Below are 25,216 nucleotides of genomic sequence, written 5' to 3'. Positions count from 1 at the left end.
TAACTGTCCGTATTTGCTCAACGCGAGGAGTCTGCATGCACGCGCGCCTAGTGGCCGGCGCGGCCGCCGCTGTCCTGGTGATGGCGGCCCTGCTGAGCCCGGCCTCCGACGCCCGGGCGGGCGCGGCCGGGGAGACCACGGTGATCGCCCACCGGGGTGCGTCCGCCTACGCTCCCGAGAACACACTGGCCTCGATCGACAAGGCCGCACAGCTGGGCTTCTCCTGGGTCGAGAACGACGTCCAGCGCACCAAGGACGGCGAGCTGGTCGTCATCCACGACGACAACCTGAAGCGCACCACGAACGCCGAGCAGGTCTTCCCCGGCCGGGCGCCGTGGAAGGTGAAGGACTTCACCGCCGCGGAGATCGCCCGCCTGGACGCGGGCAGCTGGTATTCCCGCGCCTTCGCGGGCACGCGCGTGCCGACGCTGAAGGACTACATGCGCCGGGTCGAGCACAACCACGAGAAGTTGCTCCTGGAGGTCAAGAACCCGGGGCTGTATCCGGGCATCGAGCAGCAGACCATAAAGCTCCTGGGCAATGAGGGCTGGCTGGACCGGAAGCATCTGGGGCGGCTGATCGTGCAGAGCTTCAGCGTCGACAGCATCCGGACCGTGCACGAGCTGAGGCCCGCGATCACCACCGCCCTCCTCGGTTCACCCACCGCGGCACAACTGCACCAGTACGCGTGCTTCGCCGATCTCGTCAATCCGTCGTACGCATCGCTCTCGAAGGCGTACGTCTCGGCCGTCCACTCCTTCGACGGGCCGCACGGCAGGCCGCTCGGCGTGTTCGCCTGGACCGTGAACGACGCGGCCACCGCACGCCGGGTCGCGGGCTACGGCGTCGACGGGGTCATCACCAACAAGCCCGACGTGGTGCGGACGGCGCTGGGTTCGGACTGAGCGCGGCGGGCGTTGTCAGTGGTGGGTCGTACCGTGGGCGCATGGACAGCCATGGGCAGGATGAGCAGCGGGTCGTGTGGGCCGTGGTGGACACGGACATCGGTCCGCTGATGCTGGCGGCGACCCGCGACGGCCTGGTCAACGTGGTCTTCCACGCCACCGACGCCGTGCGCGACCGCGCCCTGGAGCGGCTGGCGGCCCGGCTCGGCGCCGCTGCCGTGGAAGACCCGGACTCGCTGCTGCTCACGGAGGCGATACGGCAGCTGCGGGCGTACTTCGCCGGCGAGCGGCACGACTTCGACCTGCCGCTGGACTGGTCGCTGATCTCCGGCTTCAACCGACAGGTGCTGCGCGAGCTGGCGACCGGTGTGCCCTACGGCACGGTGGTCGGGTACGGCGATCTCGCCGGGCGTGTCGGGCAGCCCGGCGGGGCGCAGGCGGTCGGCGCGGCGATGGGGGCCAATCCGCTGCCGGTGGTCGTGCCGTGCCACCGGGTGGTGGAGAGCGACGGCGGCATCGGCGGCTTCGGGGGCGGGCTGGAGACCAAGCGCCAGTTGCTCGCCCTGGAGGGGGTGCTACCCGAGCCGCTGTTCTGACCGGCCGGCTACTCGTCGTAGTGCCGGGCCTCGAAGACGTTGCCGTCGGGGTCGCGGAAGTAGAAGCTGCGCGTGGCGTTGCCGCGGGCGCCGGAGAGGTCGTGGTCGATGCCCGACATGGCGACGCCGTGTTCCTCCAGACGGGCACGGAGGGCGTCGAAGGCGTCGGCCGGCAGGGACAGGCAGATGTGGTTGACGGGGTGGCCTGCGCTCTCCGCCGCACCGGGCAGCATCTTCATGCGTGCGGCGAGGCTGCGTGGGGCGAGGTCGAGGATGGTCTCCTCATTGACGCGCACGGAAGGGAAAGCCACCTTCCCCTCGGCGAACTCGGCGACCTTGATCGGCTCCAGGCCGACGGCCGTCTCGTAGAAGCCGGCCGCGGCGACCGGATCGGCCACCCACAGGACGACATGATCGAGACGCATGCTGTTCTTCGTCATGCGGCCCAGGCTGGTGGCGTCCCCCACAGGCCGCAAGCGTTTAGCGGCGACCGGCTCCCGCCAGAGATGAGGAAAGGCCGACGGACAGGAGGCGGTGCACGTGGTGCTGGTGGTGTCGGAAGAGGTCCGGGAAGCGATCGAGGCCGGGCGGCCGGTGGTGGCCCTGGAGTCCACGATCATCGCGCACGGACTGCCCCGCCCCCGCAATCTGCAGGTGGCGCTGGAGCTGGAGGACGCCGTGCGCCGGGAGGGCGCCGTACCGGCGACCATCGCCGTGCTCGACGGTCACCCCCGGGTCGGCCTGGACAAGGAGCAGCTGGAGAGGGTCGCGAACGAGGACGGCATCCGCAAGCTGGGCCACCGCGATCTGCCGCTCGCCGTGGCGGCAGGCGTGAGCGGGGCGACCACGGTATCGGCGACGGCGCAGCTGGCCGCGCTCGCGGGCATCCGGGTGTTCGCCACCGGCGGGCTGGGCGGTGTGCACCGGGAGTGGACGGTGACCCAGGACGAGTCGGCCGACCTGGGGCTGCTGGCACGCACGCGGATCACGGTGGTCTGCGCGGGCGTCAAGTCGATCCTGGACGTGCCGGCGACCCTGCAGCGGCTGGAGACGCTGGGCGTGGCCGTCGCCGGGTACGGCACGGACCGTTTCCCCGGCTTCTATCTGGCCGACTCGGGACATCCGGTCGACTGGACGCTGGACACCCCGGAGCAGGTCGCGGACGTCATGCGAGCCCAGGATGCGCTCGACGCGCCGGAGTCGGCGCTGATCGTCGCCCAGCCCGTCCCCGAGGCGGAACAGCTCGATCCCGGGCTGCACGCACGCGTGCTGGCCGACGCACTGCATGCCTGCGCGGAACAGGGCGTCACCGGACAGGCGGTGACCCCGTTCCTGCTGGACTACCTGGTCCGGCACACCGACGGCGCCTCACTGAGCGCCAATCTTGCGGCCGTGCGCGGCAACGTACGACTGGCGGCGCGGATCGCCACGGCGTGGACCAGAGGGTGACCGCGGACGCGCGCGGCGCCCTGCTGGTCGTCGGCGACGTGGTCACGGACGTGGTCGCCCGGCACCGGGGACAGCTCGCCGCCGGCACCGACACGGCCGCCGCGATCCGGACCGTGCCGGGCGGCGCGGGCGCGAATGTGGCCTGCTGGGCCGCGCACACGGGCTGTACCGACGTACGGCTGCTCGGGCGGGTGGGCACGGACGCGGCCGCGTGGCACGAGCGTGAGCTGGTCGCAGCCGGCGTACGGCCCCTGCTGGTGATCGATCCGACGGCGGCGACGGGGACGGTGATCTGCCTCGTCGACACGGGTGCGGCGGCGGAGCGTACGTTCCTCACGGACAGCGGAGCGTCTCTGCGGATCGAACCTGCCGACTGGTCCGACGCGTTGCTCGACGGCGTCGCCCGGCTACACCTGTCGGGCTATCTGCTGTTCACGGAGCCGAGCCGGGAGCTGGCGCGGACGGCGCTCGCGGCGGCACGCGCGCGTGGCGTTCCGGTCAGCCTGGATCCGGCGTCGGCAGGCTTCCTGGTGCGGCTGGGAGTGGACCGGTTCCTCGCGTTCGCGGAAGGACTGGACGTGTTGCTGCCGAGCAGGGACGAGGCATGTCTGCTGACGGGGCTGCCGGATCCGGCGGACGCGACCGCCAAGCTGAGCCGTCTCGTTCCGCTGGTGGTGACCAAGGCGGGCGCGGACGGTGCGCTGGTCGCCCGTTCCGGCAGCACGCCGGCCAAGGTCCCGGCGACGCCGGCGGTCCCCCGGGACACCACGGGCGCCGGTGACGCCTTCACCGGCGCGTTCCTCGCCGCCCTGCTCGCGGGCACGCCCCCGGAGGAGGCGGCGGCACGGGGCTGCCGGGCGGGCGCGCAGGCGGTGGCACGAGTGGGAGCCAGGCCACCGGGCACGGGGAGCGACGGCCAGCGGACTGCCGACGCCATGGCTCCCCGGACAGCCGCGGCTCAACCTGCCGGACAGCGTGAACGGCCACGGCGGAGCAGCTGAATCGACGCGGTGCAGGCGCCTAGTCCTTCCTCCCCCACGCCGAGATCATCGGCGCGGTGGCCAGGTCCATGCCGCCGGCCTCGACGTTGGCCAGGTGCTGGTCGATGTCCTCGTCGGTGACGAGCCGGTCCCGGATCTGACGGACCGTCGCGGCCTCCAGGGCGGTGCAGGCGGGCGACGTCACAGGGAAGTAGGCATCGGCCTCCACCTCGCTCAGACCGGCCCCGCGGAGCAGACGCGGGAGCTTGCGGCCGTACGACAGATCGGCGCCCCGTTCGGCGAGCAGCTTGCGGAAGCCCTGGCGCAGCCGGTTGGCCAGCCGCTGCTCGGGTCCGTACTCGTCGGGGCAGATCAGGGGCTGGAGGGCGGGGTCGGCGTCCTCGATCAGCAGCCGTCCGCCGGGTCGCAGGGCCTGGATCATGGACCGCAACGCCCTCTCCCGGTCCGGGACATGGACCAGGACGAGCCGGGCGTGGACCAGGTCGAAGCCCTCGCCCGGCGGTTCCTCGGCGCCCACGTCGTGTACCCGGACCTCCACCGGCGGGCGCGCCGCGGCGGCGAGCCGCGAGGCGTCGATGTCGGTCGCGACGACCTTGCCGGTGGGGCCCACCCGCTCGGCGAGCCAGGACACCACCGAGGTACCGCCGGCCCCGACTTCCCAGCAGCGCCAGCCGGGTCCGATGCCGAGTGCCTCGATGTGCCGGAAGGTCGTGGGATCGAAGAGCGTGGCGAAGGCGTCGAAGCGCTGTCCCGCCTGGTTCTGCCGGTTGTCCAGGAGGTATCCGTCGGATGGCGTCATGCCACGATCATCCCGGTCACCCGACTAGTCCGGGTCGGCCGATCCTCCGGGCACGAGCATGGGTCCTCCGGGCAGGGGCATGGGCCCTCCGGACACGAGCACCGGCCCTCCGGATACGAGCAGCGGTCCTCCGGATACGAGCATGGGCCGAGGCCGGCGCCGGGAGAGTCGCCGCTCCGTCCACAGGCGGGAACCAAGCGGAACGTCCTGTTCCCACAGGCTTACCCGCGCCTTGCCCTCGGCTGGCAGACTTGCGGGGCAAGGCGCGGAAGCGTTGCGTGAGGAGATCCAGGCGAGGAGATCCAGATGTCCATGGCGGGGAATCTGCGGAAGGTCACGGGGCTGGGCAGGGTCGGCGGCCTGCGCAAGGTGGCGCGGCTGGCCCGGCGGCGGCCGCGGGTGGACCTGAGCCATCCCGCCAGGTCACCGCTGGGCTCGTCGGTGGTCAACTGTGTGACGTACCAGGACGGTGTGCGTGTGCCGCAGTGCACGGACCTGGTGGATGCCGTGCGGATGGTGCGCAAGACCGGCGAGGGGTTCGTCTGGCTGGGGCTGCACGAGCCGACGGACCGTGAGTTCGCCGGCATCGCCGAGCTGTTCGACCTGCATCCGCTGGCGGTGGAGGACGCGGTCGAGGCCCATCAGCGCCCGAAGCTGGAGCACTACGGGGACACACTCTTCGCTGTGTTCAAGACCGTTTGTTATGTGGAGCACGAGAAACTGACGGCGACCAGCGAGGTCGTGAACACCGGCGAGATCATGGTGTTCGTCGGCGAGGACTTCGTCATCACGGTCCGGCACGGCCGGCATGGCTCACTCGGTCCGCTGCGCGAGGAGCTCGAAGCGCACCCGTACCAGCTGTCGAAGGGCCCGGCGGCGGTACTGCACGCGATTGCCGACCACGTCGTCGACGACTACCTGAATGTCACGGACGCGGTGCAGGCCGACATCGACCAGGTCGAGGCGGAGGTGTTCTCGGAGAACGGCGCACGGGTCGACCCCGGCCGCATCTACCAGATGAAGCGTGAACTGCTGGAGCTGAAGCGGGCGGTGGTGCCGCTGGGCCGCCCGGTCGAAGACCTGGCCACCCGGCCCATACGGGTCGTCGCCCCGGAGATACAGGCCTACTTCCGGGACGTGCTCGACCATCTGATCCGGGCCAAGGAACAGATCGCCGCGTTCGACGAACTGCTCAACTCGATCCTGCAGGCCCACCTCGCGCAGGTGACCGTCGCGCAGAACGAGGACATGCGGAAGATCACGGCCTGGGCCGCGGTGATCGCCGTGCCGACGATGGTGTGCGGGGTGTACGGCATGAACTTCGACCACATGCCGGAGCTTCACTGGCGGTTCGGATATCCGCTGGTCATGGCCGTCATGGCGGGGGCGTGCCTGGTGCTGTACCGCGGCTTCCGGCGCAACGGCTGGCTCTAGCCGCGCACGCCGCGGCCGGGCCTTCGGATCAGCCGCTCCAGGCGGGATGGCGTGGATCGTCGGCGCGTACCAGGACGTCAGCCGTGCCGGCCGGGTCGGTCTCGGACTCGTAGCGCTCGAAGGCGGGGAGCGTCCAGTGATCGGCCTCGGGGGTACGGCGGCGCAGGGCGCCCGGGGACAGGAGGAGGTGCACGGTCAGGTCGAAGGGGAACCAGTGGCGCAGCAAAAGGGGGCCGTGGAGCAACAGGATCCCACCGGGCGGGAGTTGGACATAGGGGCTGCGGGTGGCCCGGTCGGTAGTCGGATCCCACAGGTCGGGCAGGACGCGTCCGGTGCCGCCGGGGTCGAGCGGGCCGAAGACCTCGCGCCACAGAGCCCCGGTGTCAAACCAACCGGCGTAGTACGACTCCACGTCCCGCCGCCCATGTTCCAGACGCAGCGAGGCGGGACGCAGGAAGCCCTCGGCACCGACCACCAGCGAAGGGCGTCCGCGCACCCGCAGCGCCTCGCCGACCCGTTCGGCCAGGTCGCCGGGCCGGGCGGCCGGGGCGCCGTCGAAGCCGACGCGCGGCCAGGCACTTCCGTCGGCCGACCGTATGCCGACCAGCCGGTCGGCGAGCAGTTCGGCGAGCCGGTCCCAGGTGATCGCTTCGAGTCGCACAGGGCCCATGATGCCGGGTCTGCAGAGGGAGGTAAGGGCACCGGCCTGGTGAGACAGAGCCCGGATTCCTCGTGAAGGCGGCGGACGCGCTGCTCGACGGGCTCGCCGGAGCCGGGCTGCTCGACGGGGTCGCCGGAGCCGGGGTGGGCCGGCTCGTCGCCGTGGGGCTGGGTGCGCATCTACTCGGCGCGGACGGACGGCCGGTGCTGGACGACCCGGTGGCGTTCCCGCCGGAGGTCCTCCCCTTTTCGCATGGGTGCACACAGCGGGGCTGGAGCGGCTGCGGGAGCGCGCGGACGGGCCCGTCGACCGGGTGATGCTCACGCCCGCCGGAGTGGGAGGCACGCGCGGCGGCGGGGAAAGTACTGCGTATGGCCCTTCCCTCAACTCCCCACTCCCCCGGTCGGCTTGTCGTCATCCAGGCGCTGAAGCCCAAGCGGTGTGCCGCGTGCCGGCGTGGGCCGCTGTCGCTGCTGGTGCTGGAGGACGGGGCACCGCGCTGCCTGGACTGTGCGGATCTCGGGCACCTGGTGTTCCTGCCGCGGGGGGACACCGCACTGACCCGCAGGTCCAGGGAGGAGAGCGGGCTGTCGGTCGTGGTGGTGCGGTTCAACCGGCGCAAGAGCCGGTACGAGCGGCAGGGCGTGCTCGTCGAGGAGGCCGCGCTGGCCCGGGCCGAGGCCCGCTGCCTGGCGGACGCGGAGGCACGGCGCCGGCGGCGGGCACGGGACGCGCGGCGCCGGGCAGCGGAGGACGAGCGGTTCGCGGCGGCGTTCGCGGCCGAGATCCTCCGGCTGTTGCCCGGCTGCCCGGCCGATCGCGCACGGGCCATCGCGGCGCACGCGTCCGCGCGTGGCAGCGGCCGGGTCGGGCGCAGCGCTGCCGGGCGGGCGCTGTCGGAGGGGGCGGTGATCTCCGCGGTCGTGGCAGCCGTACGGCATGTGGACACGCCGTACGACCAGTTGCTGATGAGCGGGGTGTCACGGTACGAGGCGCGGCGGCGCATCGCCCCGGCCGTGGAGAGCGTGCTGCGGGCGTGGCAGGACGCCGGTATGGACGTGGGCTGAGAGCGGAAGAGGGAGAGAGCGACCGAGGGGCAGTGGGTCAGAGAGACAGAGAGACAGACGAAAGACAAGAGGAAGACCAAGGAGAGCCGCGCGTGTGGTGTCGCGTTCCTCGGTCATGGCCTGCGCCGTTTCAGGGGCATTCACTGGGAGCAGTGATGATGCCGTGCCCGAACGGGGCGGAACGAGACGTGATGGGGCGTGGAGATGATCGACGGGCCGTTTTTCGTGCTGGTCATGGTGGGGATTCTCGGCACCGGGCTGATGGCCGGGGTCTTCTGCGCCTTCTCGGCCTTCGTGATGCGGGGGCTCGCCACGTTGCCGCCCGCGCAGGGTGTCGCGGCGATGAACGCGATCAACAGCGCCGCGGTGGGGCCCGCCTTCATGACGGTGTTCATGGGCGCGGCGGTGCTGAGCGTGATGATCGCGGTGGTGACGTTCGTGGTGTGGCCGGACGGCGGAAAGCTCGGGCTGCTGCTGGGCAGCGCGCTGTACCTCTTCGGCTCGTTCGGGGTGACAGTGATCGCGAACGTCCCCCGCAACGCCAGGCTGGGCCGACTCACCCCGGGCGCCCCGGAGGCCGCCCTGTACTGGCCGGCGTACGTACGCGAGTGGACGTTCTGGAACCACGTTCGGGCCGTGTCCGCCGCCGCGGCCACCCTGGTCTACGTCCTGGCTCTTGCGTGAGCTCGGTACGAGCCCTTGAGCTGATCCGACCCTGGCAAGGCCCACCCACCCTGGCAAGGCTCACCCACCCTGGCAAGGCTGATCACCCTGACAAGGCTGACCACCCTGACAAAGCTGACTCGGCCCTGACAAGGCAGCGGCCCCCTGGCCTTGTCCTCCCCGACTCTCCCCTGACCCACCTCTGGCAGCCCCCTGACCGTTCCCTGGTCATTCCCTGATCACCACCTGATCACCACCTGATCACCCCCCTGAGGGCTGCTGGGGAGGGATCCGGGGGGCAGCTGGTGCCAGGCTGGGCGGACCCCCTCAGAAAGCGCTGTCCACCACTCTGCGCGACGGTCGAGGCGGACGTATCGTGGCCGAAAGAGTGCCCAAGGAGCGCTGAAGGCTGCCGCGCGATGACGTACGGCCCGTCGTACACCTGCGTACCCGCGCGGTACCCGTACGCGAGGAAGACGATCATGGCCGATCCCAAGGGGTTCCTGACCACGCCACGCCAGGAGTGGGCGCGGCGGCCAGTCCAGGAGCGGGTGCGGGACTGGGACGAGGTCTATGTCCCGGGGGCGCTGCTGCCCATCATCAGCAAGCAGGCCGACCGGTGCATGGACTGCGGCATCCCGTTCTGCCACGACGCCTGTCCGCTCGGCAATCTGATCCCGGAGTGGAACGACCTGGTCTCGCGGGAGGACTGGCGGGCGGCGAGCGACCGGCTGCACGCGACGAACAACTTCCCCGAGTTCACCGGCCGGCTGTGTCCGGCACCCTGTGAGGCGGGCTGTGTCCTGGCGATCAACCAGCCGGCCGTCACCATCAAGAACGTCGAGTGCGCGATCGCGGACCGGGCCTGGGAGGAAGGTTTCATCCCGGCGCGGCCGCCCGAGCGGCTGTCCGGGCTGACGGTCGCCGTCATCGGCTCCGGGCCCACCGGGCTCGCCGCGGCGCAGCAGCTGACCCGGGCCGGGCACACGGTCGCGGTGTACGAGAAGGACGACCGGATCGGCGGGCTGATGCGGTACGGGATCCCCGAGTTCAAGATGGAGAAGCGGCATCTGGAGCGGCGGATCGAGCAGATGCGGGCCGAGGGGACGAAGTTCCGTACGTCGACGGCCGTGGGGCGGGATGTGGGGGCGGCGGAGCTGCGGGGACGTTACGACGCCGTCGTCATCGCCACGGGAGCGACGGCGTGGCGGGAACTTCCGGTGCCGGGCCGGGAGTTGTACGGGATACACCAGGCAATGGAGTATCTGCCGTTGGCGAACCGGGTGTGTGAGGGGGATCTGGAGGTTTCACCGCTGTCCGCGGCCGGCAAGCACGTGGTGATCGTCGGTGGCGGGGACACCGGGGCGGACTGTCTGGGGACCGCGGTGCGCGAGGAGGCCGCGTCCGTGACCCAACTGGACATCTACACGCAGCCGGGCGCCGAGCGCGACGAGGACACCGAGCCGTGGCCGACGTACCCGAAGATCTACCGGCTGTCGGCCGCGCACGAGGAGGCGCGGGACCTGCGTACGGCACCGGCGGCGGACGTGGACGCGCGGCTGTTCGCTGCGTCCACGCTCCGCTTCGCCGGGGACGGCAGCGGGCGGGTGCGGTCGCTGCATCTGGTGGAGGTCGACGAGTTGCGGCGCCCGCTGCCGGGCAGCGGGCGGACGCTTCCCGCCGATCTCGTGCTGCTCGCCCTCGGGTTCTCCGGGCCGGACCAGGAGGACGGGCTGATCGCGCAGTTGGGGCTGGAGCTCCAGCCGCGCGGCACCCTCGCGCGGGACGACGGCTTCGCGACCAATGTCCCCGGGGTGTTCGCCGCCGGGGACGCGGCGCGCGGGCAGTCGCTCATCGTCTGGGCGATCGCGGAGGGGCGGGCGGTGGCGGCGGCCGTCGACCGCTATCTGACCGGGAGTTCACGGCTGCCGGCGCCGGTCTCTCCGAGGGATCGGCCGATGAGGGTGTAGTTGCGGCCGACGGTCTGCTGTGTGGCCGCGTAGTGCTGGGCAGTGGGGCAGTGGCGGGTTGCGGACGGTTCGGAACCGACGGGATGCGCCATCGCGGTTACCCATCGTTGCGGCAGGATCCAAGCTGGATCGAGCTGAATCAAAGCTGGATCGAGCTGGATCGAAGCTGGATCGAGTTGGGTCGAGCTGGATCAAAGCTGCTGGAGGGATCAGGTGATCCGCGTCTGCACCGACTGGTCCGGTCAGCCCTTCCTCTCGTCCGTCCCCGCCACTTTCCCCGTCGACAGGGCCACCCGGTTCCACGTGTTGATCGTGCAGATCAGGGCGATGACATGGGCCAGTTCCTCCTCCTCGAAGCAGGCCGCGGCCTCGGCGTAGACGGCGTCGGGGACGCCCGCGTCGGCGACCAGGGTCAGCGCCTCGGTGAGGGCGAGGGCGGCCTGTTCCTTCGCGGTGAAGAAGTGCCGGGCCTCGCGCCAGACGGCGACCATGTGCAGCCGGTCCTCGCTCTCACCGGCCTTGCGGGCGTCATTGGTGTGCATGTGCAGGCAGTAGGCGCAGTGGTTGAGGTGCGAGGCGCGGATCTGGATCAGCTCGACCAGCGCGGGGTCGAGGCCGGTGCGGGCGGCGGCGTCGAAGCCGATGAGGGCGCGGAAGACCTTAGGGGCGGACTTCCCGAAGTCCAGCCGGGTGCGGGCGTCCTCGGCCTCGGCGATCGCGCTGGTGAGGTCGGCTGCGGTGGCAGTGGTGTGCGTCGTCATGGCTTCAACCTACGGGCCCGACAGACCGGCAGTAGGGTGCATTTTCATGATGGAATCGTGGGTCAATTCCGCCGAGCGGATCGGCGCCGATCTGCATCTGGAGCTCTCGGGTCCGGGCGGGCGGCGGGCGGCGCTGACCCGGGCGCTGCGGGAGGCCGTGCGCAGCGGGCGGCTGGCGCCGGGCACCCGTCTGCCGCCGTACCGGTCGCTCGCCGCCGACCTGGGCGTGGCCCGCAACACGGTGGCCGACGCCTACGCGGAACTGGTCGCGGAGGGCTGGCTGACCGCCCGTCAGGGTTCGGGTACCCGGGTCGCCGACCGGGCGGAGCCGCTGCGACACGCCGTACGGACGCCTGTGAGAGTACCTTCACGCGCGCGTGGCCCGCGGCACGATCTGCGGCAGGGCACGCCGGACGTCTCGGCGTTCCCGCGGGCGGCCTGGTCGGCCTGTTACCGGCGGGCGCTGCAGGCGGCGCCGAGCGAGGCGTTCGGGCCGGGGGATCCGGCCGGGCGCCGGGAACTGCGGGAGGCGCTGACGGAATATCTGGCACGCGCGCGTGGCGTGCGGACCGAACCGGAGCGGATCGTCGTCTGCTCGGGCTTCGCGCACGCGCTGCGGCTGCTGTTCGGCCAGGGCGCGGGCGGGGTACTACGCGGTCCGCTGGGCGTGGAGGCGTACGGGCTGGACTTCCATCGCGGGCTGCTCACCACGGCCGGGGTGCGCACGGTGCCGCTGCCGCTGGACGAGCACGGCGCGCGGGTGGACGTACTCGCGCGGGAGCGGGCCGTATTGCTCACGCCGGCGCACCAGTTCCCGACCGGCGGCCCGCTGCACCCGGAGCGCCGGGCGGCGGTGATCGACTGGGCACGCGCGCGTGGGGCGGTCGTACTGGAGGACGACTACGACGGTGAGTTCCGGTACGACCGCAGGCCGGTAGACCCTACACCCTGGCAACTCAGAAAACACCAGGTCAGGGCGAGAACTGGTCTCGGGGTCAGTCGTCGTACGCCTCGCCCGACAGCAGGTCCCGCGCCATTTCTGCGATCACGTCCCGGCGGTTGGTGCTGCCCGCGGTGGCGTCCGGGTAGTCCTCGGGTAGCTCGTCCTCGACCCGCTGAACAATGTCACTGATCTTGAACGAGATCCCCGTGTCCACGGACAGACCGGCGATCGTGTCGATTGCCGTTTCAGTCCGGCGGAGCAAGTCAACGGCGAGGGCTTCATAGTCCGTGGTGGTCATGGGGGCACGGTAGCGGCGCGGGCGCGGGTACGGCCGAGAAAGCAGAAACCCCGCACGGACGAGTGTCCGAACGGGGCTCTCGGCTGTCTGGTCAGCTACAGAACGACGACTTCACGGCGGTCACGATGTTCGCGGCCTGGTCGTCCGTGAGGCTCGGGACCGTCCCGCCCTCGAATCGGGCTCGCGCGTTGCTCTGCACGGTCTTGGCATCCTTGCCGCCCTTGATGTCGAGACAGACGTTCCGGGATCGGTCAACGGCTCGGTCTTCGTTGGCGACCAGCCCCGCGTCAACGGTCCTTAGAGCGCGTATCAGCGCCTCGCGCTGCCCCGCATCGGACGAGGGGATGCCGCCGCTTGTGGGCGTCTCGGACGGCTTCACTGCGGGCTCGTCTGCGGGCTTGGCGGATGCTGTGGCACTCGGCTTCGGCGTCGCGTCTGCCAAGTCTGAGTTGTCCTCGAACAGCGACAGCACTCCGCCGAACGCGAGCACTGCAACCCCTGCGATGATCCAATTTCTCTTCTTCCGCTCCATGGCGGTCCCTCCCCTAGACGTACAAGATCAACACTCGACTATCACGTTGCCTGGACTTTGCGGGCGCTTTCTCGTCAGCGGATCACGTCGTCCGGGGTCGGCCCCGCACCGAGCTTCACGGCGTGCTCGGGGCACGCGTAGAGGGTCGTCCCGGGGCCGCTGTTGCTCTGTATCCAGCGAACGGGGATCGGAGCACGCGTGAGGGTCTTGCACTCGACACACAGGGCCACCGCGCCCGTGAACACCTTCGGGAACAGCTCGTCGGCGGTCACGCTGCCACCCCCTGGCGCTCGCTGCGGACGCCAGTGATGTTGATGGTGGGGAAGTCGTAGTCAACGCCGATTTCAGAGAACGCGGCGGCCCACCATCGTTCGCGCTGTTCCGGGGTGAGCGAGCGGGTTTCCTCGGCCTGGAAGATGGCGCGTGCGTCGTCTGCGCTCGGCCCTTGCCAGGGACGAGACCACGCGGCAGCCGATTCGGACCGGGGCGCGGGGGTGGCGGGGGTTATTGCGGGGACGGCTCGGCGTTTTCCGCGGGCGGGCAGCAGCAGCCGCAGCACCCACACCAGTGCACGGGCGATAGAGTCGCGCATGTCGTTTCAGCTCCCATTAGCTGATCGGCGGAGCCCCGGTGGACCGGTCCTAAGCGGTCCCCGGGGCGTTTTCGTGTCTGACGGTAGGCCAACCTGTATAGGTCCGTCTAGGCATGTTCAACCATGTCTAGGTTGTGTCCGTGGGATGGCGCGTTGTCTACGCTTCCGCTCATGGCAGCGCGCGAAATCGACCCCCGGGCACCGGAGCCCCCATACCGGCAGATTGCTGCCGACTTGATCGCGGAGATTGAGCGGGGCGACTTGGCTCCGGGTCGGCCGCTTCCATCCGAGAAAGAGCTAACGGAGCGATACGGGGTCGCGCGAAACACTGCGCGGTCGGCCCTCGCGGTGCTGCGGGATCAGGGGCTCATCTACACGGTGTCGGGCAGAGGGTCCTACGTGGCCGAGCCCGCCGGCGAGGACGAGCACCAGGGCGACGTATAGCGAGGGTGCCCCGCCCGCGCGCCACGGGGGCAGCACACGAACGGGGCGGGGCGGGACCTCGCACGGTGCGCACCGTGGGTTGGTCCCTCATCCGTTACTGAACACGCCCAGCGGCCCCGCAACGGGTCTTGCAACCCGTTCTCGGCGCTCATCCCCCGGGCGGGGGTGGTGGCGGTCCGAAACGGGCGTCTGCGGTGCTGGTGACAGCTAGGCTCCGGTCATGCCCGAGCCTTTCGTGAACGGCGACGTGCACCACCGCGCGTGCGGTGTCTGTCCGTCCCGCTTCCATGCAGTTGGAGAGTTCGACGTGTTCGAGCGTCCGACCCCGGAATGCCCGTTCAACAAGGCTGATGGGCACCGGTACTTGAGCGATGGGACGCCGGTCTGTGTCCACCCCGAAAAGGTCGGGTTGCCCGCGGGGCGCTACAAGAGCGAGGGCGCACCGCTTGCTGTCGAGTTGGACCTACCGCCCGACCCTTCCGAGGTGGTGCCGTACTTGCGTGACGTGCTGTGGAACGCCGCGCCGGTTCTGCTCGATGACCTGATCTCTCAGGCACAGCAACAGGTGCGGCAGCGCTTCCCCGAATTGGACCCGCTTACCGTGATGCGGCGGGCCCTCGGCTGACCGCTACGCGGCAACCGGCTCGAAGGTGATGTTGTGGGCGAGCCCCATACGGTGGAAGCCCGCCGCGGCGTACTTCTCGCGCAGGATGCCGAGCCGGCGGGTCACCTCGTCGTGCGTGATCCAGTACCGGGCGGGCGGCTCGCCCCACGCGGCGCGGTACGCCTGGTGGGTGTAGTCGTCGTGCGTCCAGTCTGTGTGTTCCTGGTCGGTCTGGTGGATGATCTGCGCGCCGACCCGCGCCGTGATCCGGGCGAGGATCTGAGGTTGAGCGATCATGGCGTGCGTCATCTCGTCCACGGGCACGGCGACGGGGATTTCCGCCGCGCGCTCATCGCCGGTCGCCTCGTACACAGCAGCCTTGAGGCACAGGGCCCGCAGACCCTCGATGAACAGCGGGGCCGCGTCGGTGGCCTGGTCGTACTCCCTGATGACCGGGCCGCCGGAAAAGCACGTCCAGTCCTCGTCGTAGCGGAGGCTCGCGGCCTTGAACGCGATGAACTCCGAATCGGCCTCAACGGCCGTCAGGATTTCCCGAGCCCGCTCCGCCACCCGCTCAGCGGCGGGAAGCATGTTGGTCGTTGCGCTCACTTCTGCACTCTCCTTGTCGGTTGCGTGCATTTCCTGACCCGCCCGGATACGGCTGTCCTTCTATTCGCAACCGGACGAGGCTTGGCCCGCCCCGGCAGGCGGTCGACCTGTCCAAGGGTTGAAGCGGTTTGATCCGCCGGGGCGAGTCGTCCCCTTGCCCGGGATCGAACCGGGGTCGTCACCAGCGCCGAGCCTTCCGAGAGTGGGCTGCGCTGAAGTGCTGCTCTTCCACTGAGCTACAAGGGGTTGGACCTTCCCTCACCGATCGGCGGGGATACACGGGACTGCATCCACCAGCGAGGGAAGGCGTTGCGCTCGCCCCTTGCCGGGATCAATTCGGCGGTGGGGGAACCGGAATAGAGCGTCCGGCAAGGGGCGGAGTTCAGGGTCTATCGAATGGTGCGGGGGTCGTTCGGGTGGCCGTGGATCACGTGCGCGTGCATGGCGTACACGATGGCTCGGGCCATGATCGCGTCTCGTGCCGTCAGCGCCTCTTTGAGACCGGTTCGCAGCCTTCCGCACACGGGACACCGTTCGGGATCAACCGGTCCGGGGCAAGGGGTCCGAAGGTCGTTAAACAGGATCAGCACGGTTCCTCATCTCGTTTGCCTGCATTCCGGCAGCGGGAGCACTCCGGGACACGGCACGGGGGCAGCGCTCCGGGCGGGAACGCGATCACGCCGGACGCCGGATCGAGCAATCCGCCGTACTGCGTCCACCAGCCTTCGCGGCTGTCCTGGTGCGGGGTACCTGCGAACGGGTCGACCTTCGGCTCCGGTGCCGTCGCCACGTCACACCCCCCAGCAAGCACGCCGGTTCTCCTTCTCGATACCGGGCCGGATGCGCTGCATGGCCGGGCTGAACGAGCGGTCGTCGGGCCCCTCATACTTCGGCTGGTCGTCGGCAATGTCGGGGCACTCCGGGTGTCCACAGCTGCACTTGGGCCACACCAGCACCGACCGGATCGGGGGCTCACCATGGTCGGGGTAGTCGACGTTCACTCTTCCGACTCCCTTCCGTCCGTCGCCCGGCGGTGGGGGTGCTGCTTGATCGTCTCGATGGTGCTTCGGACGCTGCCAAGCCGTCGCGCTGCCGATCGGTTCTTTGCAGCGGCAGCGCAGATGCAGCAGCCGTCCACGGGTACGGGCTCAAGGTCCGGTGCATGGAGTGCCGGGGTCGTCGTCGGCGTCTCGCTGGACACTCCTACATCCTCCCCTTAAGTCCGGCCTCAACAGCCCGCAGCAGAGCGCGAGTCGGCTTGGCGTATCCCGTGCGCGGCACCCACTCCGGGGCCAATCGCCAGAACCCACCAGCAGCTATGAGGGCGGTCAGTTCCGCCACGTCGTCAGCCGGGGCCGCCGGAGCCGTCTCCTGATCGGACACGATCGTTCCTCTCCGTAGTGCTTCCACTACCGGGAAGGTCCAGCGTGGCCTAGAGTCGGGCCGTCTTCAACGTTCCAGAGTCGGAGGGCACGTTGGTAAACCTGAAGGAGTTGAACCCGGACGCCTCGCCCCGGGCTGCTTTCGGAGCGCGTCTGCGCAGCGCGCGTGAGGCACGCGGGTGGAAGCAGGACGAGTTGGCTGAGCGGGTGGGCTACTCGGGTCGGCACATTTCGGCAATCGAAACCGGCCGCAAGCCGCCAACTCTCCGATTTTCGCGGAGCTTAGACGTTGCTTTCGGGTTCGTCGGAACCGCAGAGTCGTTCGAACGCGCGTGGGGGGAGATCCGCAACGGCAGTCTGCTGGAGGGCTTCCCGGAGTACGTGGGCTACGAGGCTCGCGCGGCAGAGATCCGGCTGTTTGAATCCGGCTTGGTCCCTGGACCGCTCCAGACACCGGCGTATGCGCAGGCACTAGCCGATAGCGCCGTCAAGCGGGGAGTCATTACACGCGAACAGGCCGAGGAACGAGTTTCGTTCCTCATGAAGCGCCAGACTGCTCTAGTACGTCGTGAACCACCTTTGGTGATCGTCGTGCTAGACGAGAGCTGCGTTCGTCGCCCTATCGGCGGCGCAGCTGTGATGGACGAGCAGTTAGAGCGCCTGGTGGAGTTCGCAGAGCACTCGAACACCATGCTCCAGATCGCTCCCTATGCCATCGGTGAGTACCGCACCCTCGACCGGTTGGTGAACCTGCTGACGCTCCAAGACCGGTCCGTAATCTCCTACGTTGAGTCACAGACTCAAGGACACTTGGACCGGGCACTCGCTTCCGTGCTGCCGCTGGTGAGGGCCTACCATCAACTACAGGCCGTTTCTCTGTCACAGACAGCGTCTGTAGACATGATCCACCAGTTACGAAGAGGTACGCCGTGATGACTGAGCCCGAGACCCTGCGTTGGGTCAAATCCTCCTACAGCAACAACGGTGGTTCCTGCGTCGAGTGGGCCCCGGCATACGCGACGGCCACCGACATAGTTCCCGTCCGCGACTCCAAGGACCCGCACGGCCCTGCACTGACCTTCCCGTTGTCGGCCTGGTCGTCGTTCGTCGATGCTGTCCAGCGTGACGAGTGCTGACCCGACCACCTGACCCCCGCCACTCCACCCCCTTTGGAGCGGCGGGGTTCTTGCATGTCAGGCCGCGAGTCCAAACCGACGGAACGCGGCGAGGGCGGCCCCGGCTCGGGCGCGCGGTCGATCAGGTAGACACCCCACGCGCCACGGCGCCCGGGAATCCGGTGCGGGCGCTCATGCGGCCAGCAGCAGGGTTGGGATGGGCTGGTGCTGCCCGTAGGCGCACGCTGTCCATGGCTCGTCCCACTGCTGCCACAGACCCGTTTCGGGATTTCTGACCCACTCGACCGAGCCGGCGAGCCCGCATGTCTCGCGGTCTCTGGCCAGCAGCCGGAACCAGGTGTACTCCGCTACGGCTCGCAGCAGACGGGCCACAACTCCCCCTTCAGCTTCCAGAGTGATCGTCAGGTCGTTGCATGACCTGATTCGGTTCTCCCCGAGAACGTTGGGCAGCTCGGCGCACTCGACCCACTGCCCGTTCTTTCCCCCGTGCATGGGCACGATCACGGTTGTCTGTACGTGGAACTCCTCGCGGTGCGTAACCATGAACTGAGACTAGTACAGGCGTTCGATGACCGGAAGGTCATATTCCCGTGTGTTGCTGGTCACGCGAACGCCCGTATATGGCAAATGATCCACCAGGACCACGACTCTACGACCAGCACTTTAGTTGCAGATGTGACGATGTTGCTTGGATTTTGTAAAGAGCCAACAAACTATGTGCACATGCCAAAAGCCCCCCGCCGAAGCGGGGGGTGTAGCTCTCTGTAAGCAAACTAGGAGGCGGCTCGGGTGCGGGGCGGGGGGCAAGCAACTGCGGAACGGAGTCGACCGCTAGCCCCTATTTGGCGAGTCGAGAGCAGCAGCGCAGCCTCGCCGGCTCGGCGGGCGACCGTTGCGACCGTGCGCCCCTCGGAGTCCCGGACATGAATGTCCACCAGGGCGCCGCATCGGGTGATCTCGACTGTCCCGCCATCTCGGGTGGGGAGCGTCACCATGCCTGTGCGCCCGCCTGGTACAGCTCGCGGAAACGTTTCTGCCCCTTGGCGCGTGCTTCGTGAACCTGCTTCGTGGTGGCACCCATGTCCGCGGCCAACTCCGCGTCGCTGCCGTCCTGGCCGTAGTCCCGCACGGGGGGTATGCCGTGGCTCGCCTTGAGTACGTGACGCTGCCGCTCGCCCAACAGCCCTAGCGTTCGGTGCACTTGAGAGCGAATGGTGGTGCGCCTGGTGGACTCGTAGTCGCTCGGGTCGAGCAGGTCCCCCGGGACTCCGGCCACGTTCGCCACCACGTCCCCGAGGGTGATCCCCTCGCCGTACTCGTCAGGGCTCAAGGGCCGGTCGAGCGAGTCCGTCCCGAGCCATGCCAGCAGTGCGGCACTTGCGCGCTCGGGCGACATTTTGCGGTCCCCCATTTCGTCCGTGCACGCGACGCGAACAGCGTCGTACGGGTCGCCGTGGGCGAGCGTAAGAGCAAGCTCAAAATCCTTGGCGGCTTGCGCGGTCATGCCCGGCATGACGACCTCCCTTTTAGTGTCCCGCATGGTTGAGCGCAACTCTCGGCCAATGAACGCGACGAATTGCCCTCCCTCTGTGCCCTTAAAGTTGGTCAAGCAATCCCAAACCGCTATGCGTCCCGCCTGCATGAGTTGGTCCAGCAGGTCATTGCACAGCCGACCGTCAACGATCGCGTATTCGCGGGCCCGAGCCGCGATGAAGGGTTCGGTAGTTGATATGACTTCGGAAATCGCATTGATTTCGTTTCGCTTCGCTGCCGCGATGAGGTCCGCTGAAATATGAAACATGGGGCATCGCTCCGTGTGGGTGGGCTTTGCTCCTGATAGGGAGCGGGGCTTGCCCGGAACGGAGCGGACGGGTGCAGAAAGGCCTGTCGCCCTGAATCAATGCGCTTTAAAAAAGGGCATAAAAATGCCCCGTCCCGGATGTGCAGGACGGGGCTTGCGCATTGCCGTATCGCTGCTGCATTCAAGGTTTCGGCAAGAGCCAGGGCAGCGGCAAAGGTGTTACTACAGACTTAACGGTCTAGAACGGGACGAACCTCGGAGTTCGTAACCCGAGTCGCAATAAAGCGGTGACGCCGAGTGATGAAAGCGACTCTGCCTCATCCTTACGGATGATCTGTGGATGGGGTTTGTACGCCTTGAGCACGACAGACGGCCCCCACGGTGACCCATCCGTGATCCGGAATCGGGCAACCGCAGGGGCCGCTTAAAAGTTGTACTTACCCCCCCCATTACGTCACGTTCGGTGCGGCGTGTCTGCCAGCAACGCCGACCGTGTGTAGTCAGCAATCAGCGCCGTACAGGCTGCCCCACGACCGCCCGCCTATCTCCGCTTCGGCGGTAATGGGCACACCAAAGAGATTCCATGTCATGCATCGCTCGAACTCGAGGGCGATCTCCTCGACGTCCTCGCGCGGAGCCGACGCGAGAATTTCGTCATGGATAGGCAAGCGGCAGTATTCGAGCAGACCGGCAGACTCTGCATTCAGCATGGATTGCCCGAGCACATCGCGCGCCGCACTCTGGCACATGTAGTTGGTCACGGCGTACGTGCGGTCACGGTCGAGCGGCAACCGGCGACCGGTCGCAGAAATCGACACCATGCCGGTTTGGAATGCCTCGCGCTGCCAGCGGGAAGCGGCTCGGCGAATCTCCGGATAGAGATTATCGTACGCCTTTAGAGCCCGCTGCACGTCATCGATGGGGGCGCCCGACTGCCGCGAGATCGTCTGTGCACCACCCCCATATACCTTTCCGAATCCGATGGCCTTGGCTAGCTTTCGGTGGGCTTTGGTGAAGTTCTTTCCGAACACCAATCGGGCGGTGAAGTCGTGCAGATCCTCGCCCCCGGATATCGCCTCTTTCATCCGGCGGACATTGGCGAGGGCCGCGAGTACGCGCATTTCCACGGCGCTAAAGTCCGTGCTCACGATCACGTGCCCGTCGTCGGCGAGCAGACAGCGGCGGATCATCGCGTCCGAGGACGGAAGGGTCTGGAGTGCGGGGCGCGTGATGGACATGCGACCCGTCCGCGCGGCGAGCGGGGATATGAACGGGTGCACCCTGCCCGCAGCGTCCACGGTCTCTAGGAACGTGCTCGCGTATGCCTTCCGCCACTTCCCGGCCCTCTTGGACTTGAGCACCGCGAGGGCGAGCGGGTTTGGCGTGCGGGTGTCGAGCGGTTCGCCCTGTAGCGACACGTCCGCGAGGCGGGACAACACCGCTTTGTCCACCTTCACTGCGCCCGAGTCGGTGCGCTCGGTCAGGGTCTCGCCCATGCCCGCGAACGCGTCGGCGAGTTGAGCCGTCGAGTTGACGTTCAGCACGCCGTACCGCGCGGCCTGGTCGGCGTACTGCTGTGCGTCGTCACGTAGCCGGCGGTCGAGCTGGTGCGTGTAGTCGAGATCGAGCACCAGGCCCGTGCGCTGCATGACCGCGCACAGCCTCGCTATCTCGTGCTCGTACGTGACCAGCTCGGGGCGCACGTCCAGCCGCGCGAGTTCGCGCCGTAGCACGGGCTCAAGTCGAGCGGTCAGCAGAACGTCAAGTCCCGCGTAGAGCAGATACGTTGGGTCGGTTGCGGGGATTCCCGCCCACCCGGTTTCTTTGGTGAGTCCGAGCCCCCTGAACACTGCGGTAAGGCCCGATTGCGTGTCGGGGGCCGCGGGGTCCACCCAATGAGCCGAAAGCGGCTTAAGGCCCGTTCCTATCCCGCCCTCTTGGGGCTGCCGCGGATCTATCAGGCTCGCCAGGATTCGGGTATCTGTCGTGCGGTCCCACGCGGTCAGTTCGTCCAGCGGAATACCACCGTGCCGGTCCAACACAAGCCAGTCATAAGACGCGTTGTGAATCAGCAGATGCGGAATTCGTAGGATGGCGTCCCGCGCGTACGACTCGAAATAGCCCCCGCGTTCGTACAGGATCACCCACGCGTCGCGCTGGTCACCGAATTGCACCGTGCGGAGACGAAGCGTTGGGCTGAACACGTCCAAGCCCGTGGTTTCCGTGTCGATCGCGACGGGCCCGCGGTGCCGTACCTCGTAAATCCACTTCCAGAACTCGTTCAGATCCTCGGTAGTCTCGGGCACGCGGACCGTGCAGGGCTCGCCGGCCAACTCATGCCGAAATGTGATCACGCTTCCCCCTGAAAGCAAAAAAAGGGGGCCGCCCACCGGTGAAGGTGAGCAGCCCCCTTTGTGATGTGGTGCTTACTTTCCGAAGATCCCCGGGCCAACCGCATCGGGGCTCTCGTCGGCGACGCGGAGACAGCCGAGCGCAATTCCTTTGTTGGTGCGCTTCCGTACCGCCCCGCGTTCCTCCATCGCTTCGTAAAAGGCGCGGCGGGTCCACTGTTCCTTTGCGGGCAGGTTCTCGGCCTCGCACCAGTCCCGGTAATGGTTGAATGCGTCGTTACCGTTCATCACAACCGACTCGTCGGCCCATTCGAGGACCCCGGGCAGGAAGCCCGCGAGCGGGTCCGAAGTCTCTCGGTACTCCTGCGACGCACCCGTGATGACCTGCGGGTCTCGCAGACCCTCGCGGTACCAGGCCACCGCCCCCGCCACCGCCCACGCCGCAATACCCGCGGACTCGTCCAGTAGCTTCCGGTCCAAGTCAGGGTCGCGCTCGTCGGGCGCAAACCACCGCTTGAAGGGCAGCAGCTTGACCCGTCGCCAAAGCCCCTCATCCTGCGAACGGAACTTGGGCTTATGGTTCGTGGCGAGCAACAGCAGAAACGACGGCTTGAACTCGAAATACTCTTGCCGCAGGAAACGCGCCGAGATCATGTCCTTACCAGTGACCCGCTTAAGGATGGATTCCGACATTGCCTTGCCTGCCTCGCCCTCGGACGCCATGACGAGACGCGAACCGCGCAGAGCCGCAACATCGTTGGGAATGCCGCCGCTTTTGCGTTCCTCGAACGTCGCAAACGGCGTGGTGCGTGTGATGGCGCGGAACACCGACGTAATGGTGTCCACCAGGACCGATTTACCGTTGGCACCCTTGCCCCACAAAACCCCGAATGCCTGTTCTGTGGTGTGTCCGGTGATCCCGTAGCCGATGAGCCGCTGAATGTATGCGGGCATCTCTGGCATGTCCGGGAAGATCTCGGCGAGGAAGGATTCCCACCGCGGACACCGTGCATCGGGGTCGTAGTCGATATCGAGCCCGTACGTCAGTAGGTCGGCCTGGTCGTGCGGGCGGAGTCGGCCCGTGCGCAAATCGACCGTGCCGTTGCGGAAGTTGAGCAAGTCGGGGCGGTCGTCAAAGTCGGTTGCCGCAATGGACACGTTGGGGACGGAACACAACTCGGTCAGCAGCGCGTCAATGCGGCTCGTCATCGTGAAGCCGCGCGCCAACTGGTTCTGTCCCGCGAGTACCAGGGCGGCGCCCATGCGGTGGATTTCCTGCCTCACCCGCATGTCCGAGCGCACCCACACCCGCCCGTCCCACGTGTAGAACCCGAGCCCCGCCGCGTAGCGGATACGGCCCCCGGACCACGCGACCAGCGCGTGAGCGTTCATGGCGTCGCTCTCGCCGTACTGCGAAACGAGCTTGGCGAGGATGTCCGCCGCTTCCGCGCCCTGGTCGCGGGACACGGTGTCGGCACCGGTCCGCGTAGCCAGCTCGGCGGTACGGGCCGCCGCTTCCCGCTCGGCAGTGTCGCGCACCGGTCGGGCTGTTTTCACTGCACGGTGCAAGTCATCCGCGAAGCACTCAGGAGCCGACTCGCGCCAATCGGTCAAGTCCCAGTCATGCACCGGTATTTGGAGCGAGAACGCGTCTATCCCGTGCTCGGCCAGCCCCGCAGCGAGACGGGCGGTAAAGCCGTTGCCTGCACGGTCGTTGTCCCCGGCGAGGATCACCAGTGAGCCGCGCAGCCCCTCGGCGAGTTCGGCAACCAGCTCGGGTGAGCCGGCGAGGCTGGCCCCTCGGATGGCCACCGCGTCATATCCCACGGCAACGGCCGTCAGACCGTCCCCGGGGCCCTCGGTGATCAGGACCGTTCCGTATCCGCCCTGACCGCGCATCACGCCGTAGGGCGCCCACCTGTGCCCCTTGGGGTTCATCAGGGACAGCCACCGCCCGGGGCACTGTCCTGTCAGGTCCCGCCCCTGCAATCCCCTGGTCACCCCGTCGAACCCGACCAGCGGAACCGTCAGCCGAGCGAACGAGCGGTAGGCGCGGGACAGGTGCGGGAACCCCTCGCCCTGGTGCCCGTCGTCCACGCCGATCCCGAGTTCCGCGGCGGTGTCCAGGTCGAGCCCGAACCGGTCGGCGAGATACGTCCGTGCCCGCTCGGCCCACTCGCCGGCAAAGTCCCCGAGGGCGAGCGAGCACCGGTCTGCGTACGCAGCGAGGGCCGCAGTGTACGCGACGGGGACGAGCTGCGGGCGCTCGGCCGGAACGGTCGCCCCGGGGCCGGACGCGTCGAACAGGTCCGACCAGGAGAGCCGTACCGAGCCGATCACGTCAGCCGTGGCGCACCCCGCGCGGCACGTAAGACGGACCTTGTTGTCCTCGCCCCTCCACACCCGCAGCGAGGGCCGCGAGTCGGAGTGTGCGGGACACAGCGCCGAGTAACCCCCGTCGTTCTCCTCGGCGACCCCGGAGAACCGGGCGAGCAGATCAGCGAAGTGCATGCGGCACCCCCGGCACGGTGCGGCGATAGTCGGCGAGTAGGTGCCCAAGATCCCAAACGGTCGTCGTGAAGTACCAGCGCTGTGTGTCGAGACCACGGGCGGTCAGCCGGAAGCCGTACAGGCCGAAGAACTCTTGAGCGGGCATGCCGAGCGCGAGCCGAACTCGGGTCCAGGTGCGCACCGAGACATGGACCCGCCCGTTACGGACAGCAGCCCCGCGCACCTTCTGTACGACCACGCCGTACGGGAATCCGGCGTGTACCGCTTCAATCTCGGCCTGTCGAATCCACGTTGGTACGGCGGGGCTCTTGGTGTTCTTCGCTTCCAGCACGAACGGAGCCGCGTGGATATCGCCCACGTCTTTAGCGCCCTCTTGCGCGGGGCGGCGCACGTTGTGCCCGTCGAACGGATTCAGGAACGCGCCGGACTCGTCCACCAGGCCGAGGAACGCATTCAGGTAGTCCCGCACGGAACTTTCCCACGCCGTCCCCTTGGCCTTGTTCGGGTTAGCCATCGTCGCCCACCCGTTCCACGCGGGCCCCCCGCCCCATGGCATGAGCCGCAGCAGCGAGATACCGAATCCAGTCGGGACGCTGTGTGTAGTTCAGGTTCAGGCGCAGCGTGTCCCCTTCGCCGAGCGCTCGCACGTCGCCGAGTGGCGGAGCCTGGTTCGCCGAGATAGTGAGTTGCATTGGTCCCCCCATGTG

At 68.3% G+C, this 25,216-nt stretch carries 27 protein-coding genes, 1 tRNA gene and 1 pseudogene; 14 read left to right on the top strand and 15 right to left on the bottom strand.

All coding sequences use genetic code 11. The features are described from left to right. The first annotated feature begins 35 nt into the window (after positions 1-35). Positions 36-905: a glycerophosphodiester phosphodiesterase gene (locus tag ACWC0C_RS38685; RefSeq protein ID WP_450869083.1), complete on the top strand. Its 870-nt coding sequence runs from the start codon at positions 36-38 to the stop codon at positions 903-905. A 41-nt stretch (positions 906-946) separates the two neighbouring features. After that, on the top strand, positions 947-1,501 hold the full coding sequence (locus ACWC0C_RS38680; RefSeq protein ID WP_450869081.1) for a methylated-DNA--[protein]-cysteine S-methyltransferase: 555 nt from the start codon (positions 947-949) through the stop codon (positions 1,499-1,501). Between the two features lie 8 nt (positions 1,502-1,509). On the opposite strand, the gene ACWC0C_RS38675 is transcribed toward ACWC0C_RS38680, so the two are convergent. Beyond that, complete coding sequence (locus ACWC0C_RS38675) at positions 1,510-1,941, bottom strand: VOC family protein (RefSeq protein ID WP_449195931.1); 432 nt, start codon at positions 1,939-1,941, stop codon at positions 1,510-1,512. Positions 1,942-2,041: 100 nt separating this feature from the next. Between ACWC0C_RS38675 and ACWC0C_RS38670 the strand changes: the two genes are divergently transcribed. Further along, complete coding sequence (locus tag ACWC0C_RS38670; RefSeq protein WP_450869080.1) at positions 2,042-2,950, top strand: pseudouridine-5'-phosphate glycosidase; 909 nt, start codon at positions 2,042-2,044, stop codon at positions 2,948-2,950. Then, positions 2,935-3,951 (top strand): carbohydrate kinase family protein, encoded by a 1,017-nt coding sequence (locus tag ACWC0C_RS38665; protein WP_450869078.1) that lies wholly within the window; start codon positions 2,935-2,937, stop codon positions 3,949-3,951. Before ACWC0C_RS38670 ends, ACWC0C_RS38665 begins: the two co-directional genes overlap by 16 nt. A gap of 19 nt (positions 3,952-3,970) precedes the next feature. Here the strand turns inward: ACWC0C_RS38665 and ACWC0C_RS38660 are convergent, their stop codons facing one another. After that, entirely contained in the window at positions 3,971-4,750 is a 780-nt protein-coding gene (locus ACWC0C_RS38660; protein WP_450869076.1) for a class I SAM-dependent methyltransferase, read from the bottom strand. A gap of 306 nt (positions 4,751-5,056) precedes the next feature. On the opposite strand from ACWC0C_RS38660, the gene corA reads away from it, so the two are divergent. Continuing rightward, on the top strand, positions 5,057-6,184 hold the full coding sequence (gene corA, locus ACWC0C_RS38655; protein WP_450869074.1) for a magnesium/cobalt transporter CorA: 1,128 nt from the start codon (positions 5,057-5,059) through the stop codon (positions 6,182-6,184). 28 nt (positions 6,185-6,212) lie between these two features. On the opposite strand, the gene ACWC0C_RS38650 is transcribed toward corA, so the two are convergent. Beyond that, the gene (locus tag ACWC0C_RS38650) at positions 6,213-6,845 is read right to left on the bottom strand and encodes a uridine kinase (RefSeq protein WP_450869072.1); all 633 of its coding nucleotides are present in this window, start codon (positions 6,843-6,845) and stop codon (positions 6,213-6,215) included. A gap of 71 nt (positions 6,846-6,916) precedes the next feature. On the opposite strand from ACWC0C_RS38650, the gene ACWC0C_RS38645 reads away from it, so the two are divergent. The 4 genes from ACWC0C_RS38645 to ACWC0C_RS38630 all read left to right on the top strand — a co-directional run bounded on the left by ACWC0C_RS38645 (position 6,917) and on the right by ACWC0C_RS38630 (position 10,545). Beyond that, positions 6,917-7,162, top strand: a complete 246-nt coding sequence (locus tag ACWC0C_RS38645; RefSeq protein ID WP_450869070.1) for a hypothetical protein — start codon at positions 6,917-6,919, stop codon at positions 7,160-7,162. Positions 7,163-7,216: 54 nt separating this feature from the next. After that, positions 7,217-7,912, top strand: coding sequence for a DUF2293 domain-containing protein (locus ACWC0C_RS38640; protein ID WP_449195937.1), 696 nt, complete (start codon positions 7,217-7,219; stop codon positions 7,910-7,912). Between the two features lie 204 nt (positions 7,913-8,116). Further along, positions 8,117-8,596, top strand: a complete 480-nt coding sequence (locus ACWC0C_RS38635; RefSeq protein ID WP_450869103.1) for an anthrone oxygenase family protein — start codon at positions 8,117-8,119, stop codon at positions 8,594-8,596. A 461-nt stretch (positions 8,597-9,057) separates the two neighbouring features. Then, positions 9,058-10,545 (top strand): glutamate synthase subunit beta, encoded by a 1,488-nt coding sequence (locus ACWC0C_RS38630; protein ID WP_450869068.1) that lies wholly within the window; start codon positions 9,058-9,060, stop codon positions 10,543-10,545. A 242-nt stretch (positions 10,546-10,787) separates the two neighbouring features. Here ACWC0C_RS38630 and ACWC0C_RS38625 read toward each other — a convergent pair whose 3' ends face one another. Next, positions 10,788-11,306, bottom strand: a complete 519-nt coding sequence (locus ACWC0C_RS38625) for a carboxymuconolactone decarboxylase family protein (protein WP_450869066.1) — start codon at positions 11,304-11,306, stop codon at positions 10,788-10,790. 46 nt (positions 11,307-11,352) lie between these two features. Here ACWC0C_RS38625 and ACWC0C_RS38620 point away from each other — a divergent pair. After that, positions 11,353-12,243: pseudogene (locus ACWC0C_RS38620) on the top strand (aminotransferase-like domain-containing protein); the annotation flags it as partial. A 395-nt stretch (positions 12,244-12,638) separates the two neighbouring features. Here ACWC0C_RS38620 and ACWC0C_RS38615 read toward each other — a convergent pair. The 3 genes from ACWC0C_RS38615 to ACWC0C_RS38605 form a co-directional block, all read right to left on the bottom strand. Further along, positions 12,639-13,079 carry a hypothetical protein gene (locus tag ACWC0C_RS38615; RefSeq protein ID WP_450869065.1) on the bottom strand — a complete coding sequence of 147 codons (441 nt, stop codon included), beginning with the start codon at positions 13,077-13,079 and terminating at the stop codon, positions 12,639-12,641. Between the two features lie 74 nt (positions 13,080-13,153). Further along, a complete protein-coding gene (locus ACWC0C_RS38610; RefSeq protein ID WP_450869063.1) occupies positions 13,154-13,351 on the bottom strand; it encodes a hypothetical protein in 198 nt (65 codons plus the stop codon). Beyond that, positions 13,348-13,671: a hypothetical protein gene (locus tag ACWC0C_RS38605; protein ID WP_450869061.1), complete on the bottom strand. Its 324-nt coding sequence runs from the start codon at positions 13,669-13,671 to the stop codon at positions 13,348-13,350. Before ACWC0C_RS38605 ends, ACWC0C_RS38610 begins: the two co-directional genes overlap by 4 nt. Positions 13,672-13,794: 123 nt before the next feature. Here ACWC0C_RS38605 and ACWC0C_RS38600 point away from each other — a divergent pair, with 123 nt between their 5' ends. Then, entirely contained in the window at positions 13,795-14,115 is a 321-nt protein-coding gene (locus tag ACWC0C_RS38600) for a GntR family transcriptional regulator (RefSeq protein ID WP_450869059.1), read from the top strand. A 220-nt stretch (positions 14,116-14,335) separates the two neighbouring features. Next, a complete protein-coding gene (locus ACWC0C_RS38595; RefSeq protein WP_450869057.1) occupies positions 14,336-14,740 on the top strand; it encodes a hypothetical protein in 405 nt (134 codons plus the stop codon). A 3-nt stretch (positions 14,741-14,743) separates the two neighbouring features. Here ACWC0C_RS38595 and ACWC0C_RS38590 read toward each other — a convergent pair whose 3' ends face one another. The 3 genes from ACWC0C_RS38590 to ACWC0C_RS38580 all read right to left on the bottom strand — a co-directional run bounded on the left by ACWC0C_RS38590 (position 14,744) and on the right by ACWC0C_RS38580 (position 16,329). After that, positions 14,744-15,328 (bottom strand): hypothetical protein, encoded by a 585-nt coding sequence (locus ACWC0C_RS38590; RefSeq protein ID WP_450869055.1) that lies wholly within the window; start codon positions 15,326-15,328, stop codon positions 14,744-14,746. 149 nt (positions 15,329-15,477) lie between these two features. Then, positions 15,478-15,574, bottom strand: a tRNA-OTHER gene (locus tag ACWC0C_RS38585). A gap of 545 nt (positions 15,575-16,119) precedes the next feature. Continuing rightward, positions 16,120-16,329, bottom strand: coding sequence for a hypothetical protein (locus tag ACWC0C_RS38580; RefSeq protein WP_450869053.1), 210 nt, complete (start codon positions 16,327-16,329; stop codon positions 16,120-16,122). A gap of 474 nt (positions 16,330-16,803) precedes the next feature. On the opposite strand from ACWC0C_RS38580, the gene ACWC0C_RS38575 reads away from it, so the two are divergent. Then, a complete protein-coding gene (locus ACWC0C_RS38575; RefSeq protein WP_450869051.1) occupies positions 16,804-17,643 on the top strand; it encodes a helix-turn-helix domain-containing protein in 840 nt (279 codons plus the stop codon). Beyond that, on the top strand, positions 17,643-17,846 hold the full coding sequence (locus tag ACWC0C_RS38570; protein WP_450869050.1) for a DUF397 domain-containing protein: 204 nt from the start codon (positions 17,643-17,645) through the stop codon (positions 17,844-17,846). Before ACWC0C_RS38575 ends, ACWC0C_RS38570 begins: the two co-directional genes overlap by 1 nt. A gap of 171 nt (positions 17,847-18,017) precedes the next feature. On the opposite strand, the gene ACWC0C_RS38565 is transcribed toward ACWC0C_RS38570, so the two are convergent. The 5 genes from ACWC0C_RS38565 to ACWC0C_RS38545 form a co-directional block, all read right to left on the bottom strand. Continuing rightward, positions 18,018-18,389 (bottom strand): hypothetical protein, encoded by a 372-nt coding sequence (locus ACWC0C_RS38565; RefSeq protein WP_450869048.1) that lies wholly within the window; start codon positions 18,387-18,389, stop codon positions 18,018-18,020. A gap of 445 nt (positions 18,390-18,834) precedes the next feature. Continuing rightward, positions 18,835-19,647, bottom strand: coding sequence for a hypothetical protein (locus ACWC0C_RS38560; protein ID WP_450869046.1), 813 nt, complete (start codon positions 19,645-19,647; stop codon positions 18,835-18,837). Positions 19,648-20,147: 500 nt separating this feature from the next. Then, positions 20,148-22,001, bottom strand: a complete 1,854-nt coding sequence (locus ACWC0C_RS38555; protein WP_450869044.1) for a DNA polymerase — start codon at positions 21,999-22,001, stop codon at positions 20,148-20,150. Between the two features lie 72 nt (positions 22,002-22,073). Beyond that, positions 22,074-24,509 (bottom strand): phage/plasmid primase, P4 family, encoded by a 2,436-nt coding sequence (locus ACWC0C_RS38550; RefSeq protein WP_450869042.1) that lies wholly within the window; start codon positions 24,507-24,509, stop codon positions 22,074-22,076. Further along, positions 24,496-25,023: a hypothetical protein gene (locus tag ACWC0C_RS38545; RefSeq protein WP_450869040.1), complete on the bottom strand. Its 528-nt coding sequence runs from the start codon at positions 25,021-25,023 to the stop codon at positions 24,496-24,498. The genes ACWC0C_RS38550 and ACWC0C_RS38545 overlap by 14 nt, the downstream gene beginning before the upstream one ends. Between the last annotated feature and the right edge of the window lie 193 nt (positions 25,024-25,216).

Source organism: Streptomyces sp. NPDC001709 (assembly GCF_053596375.1).
This window is presented reverse-complemented; position numbering and strand designations above follow the sequence as displayed.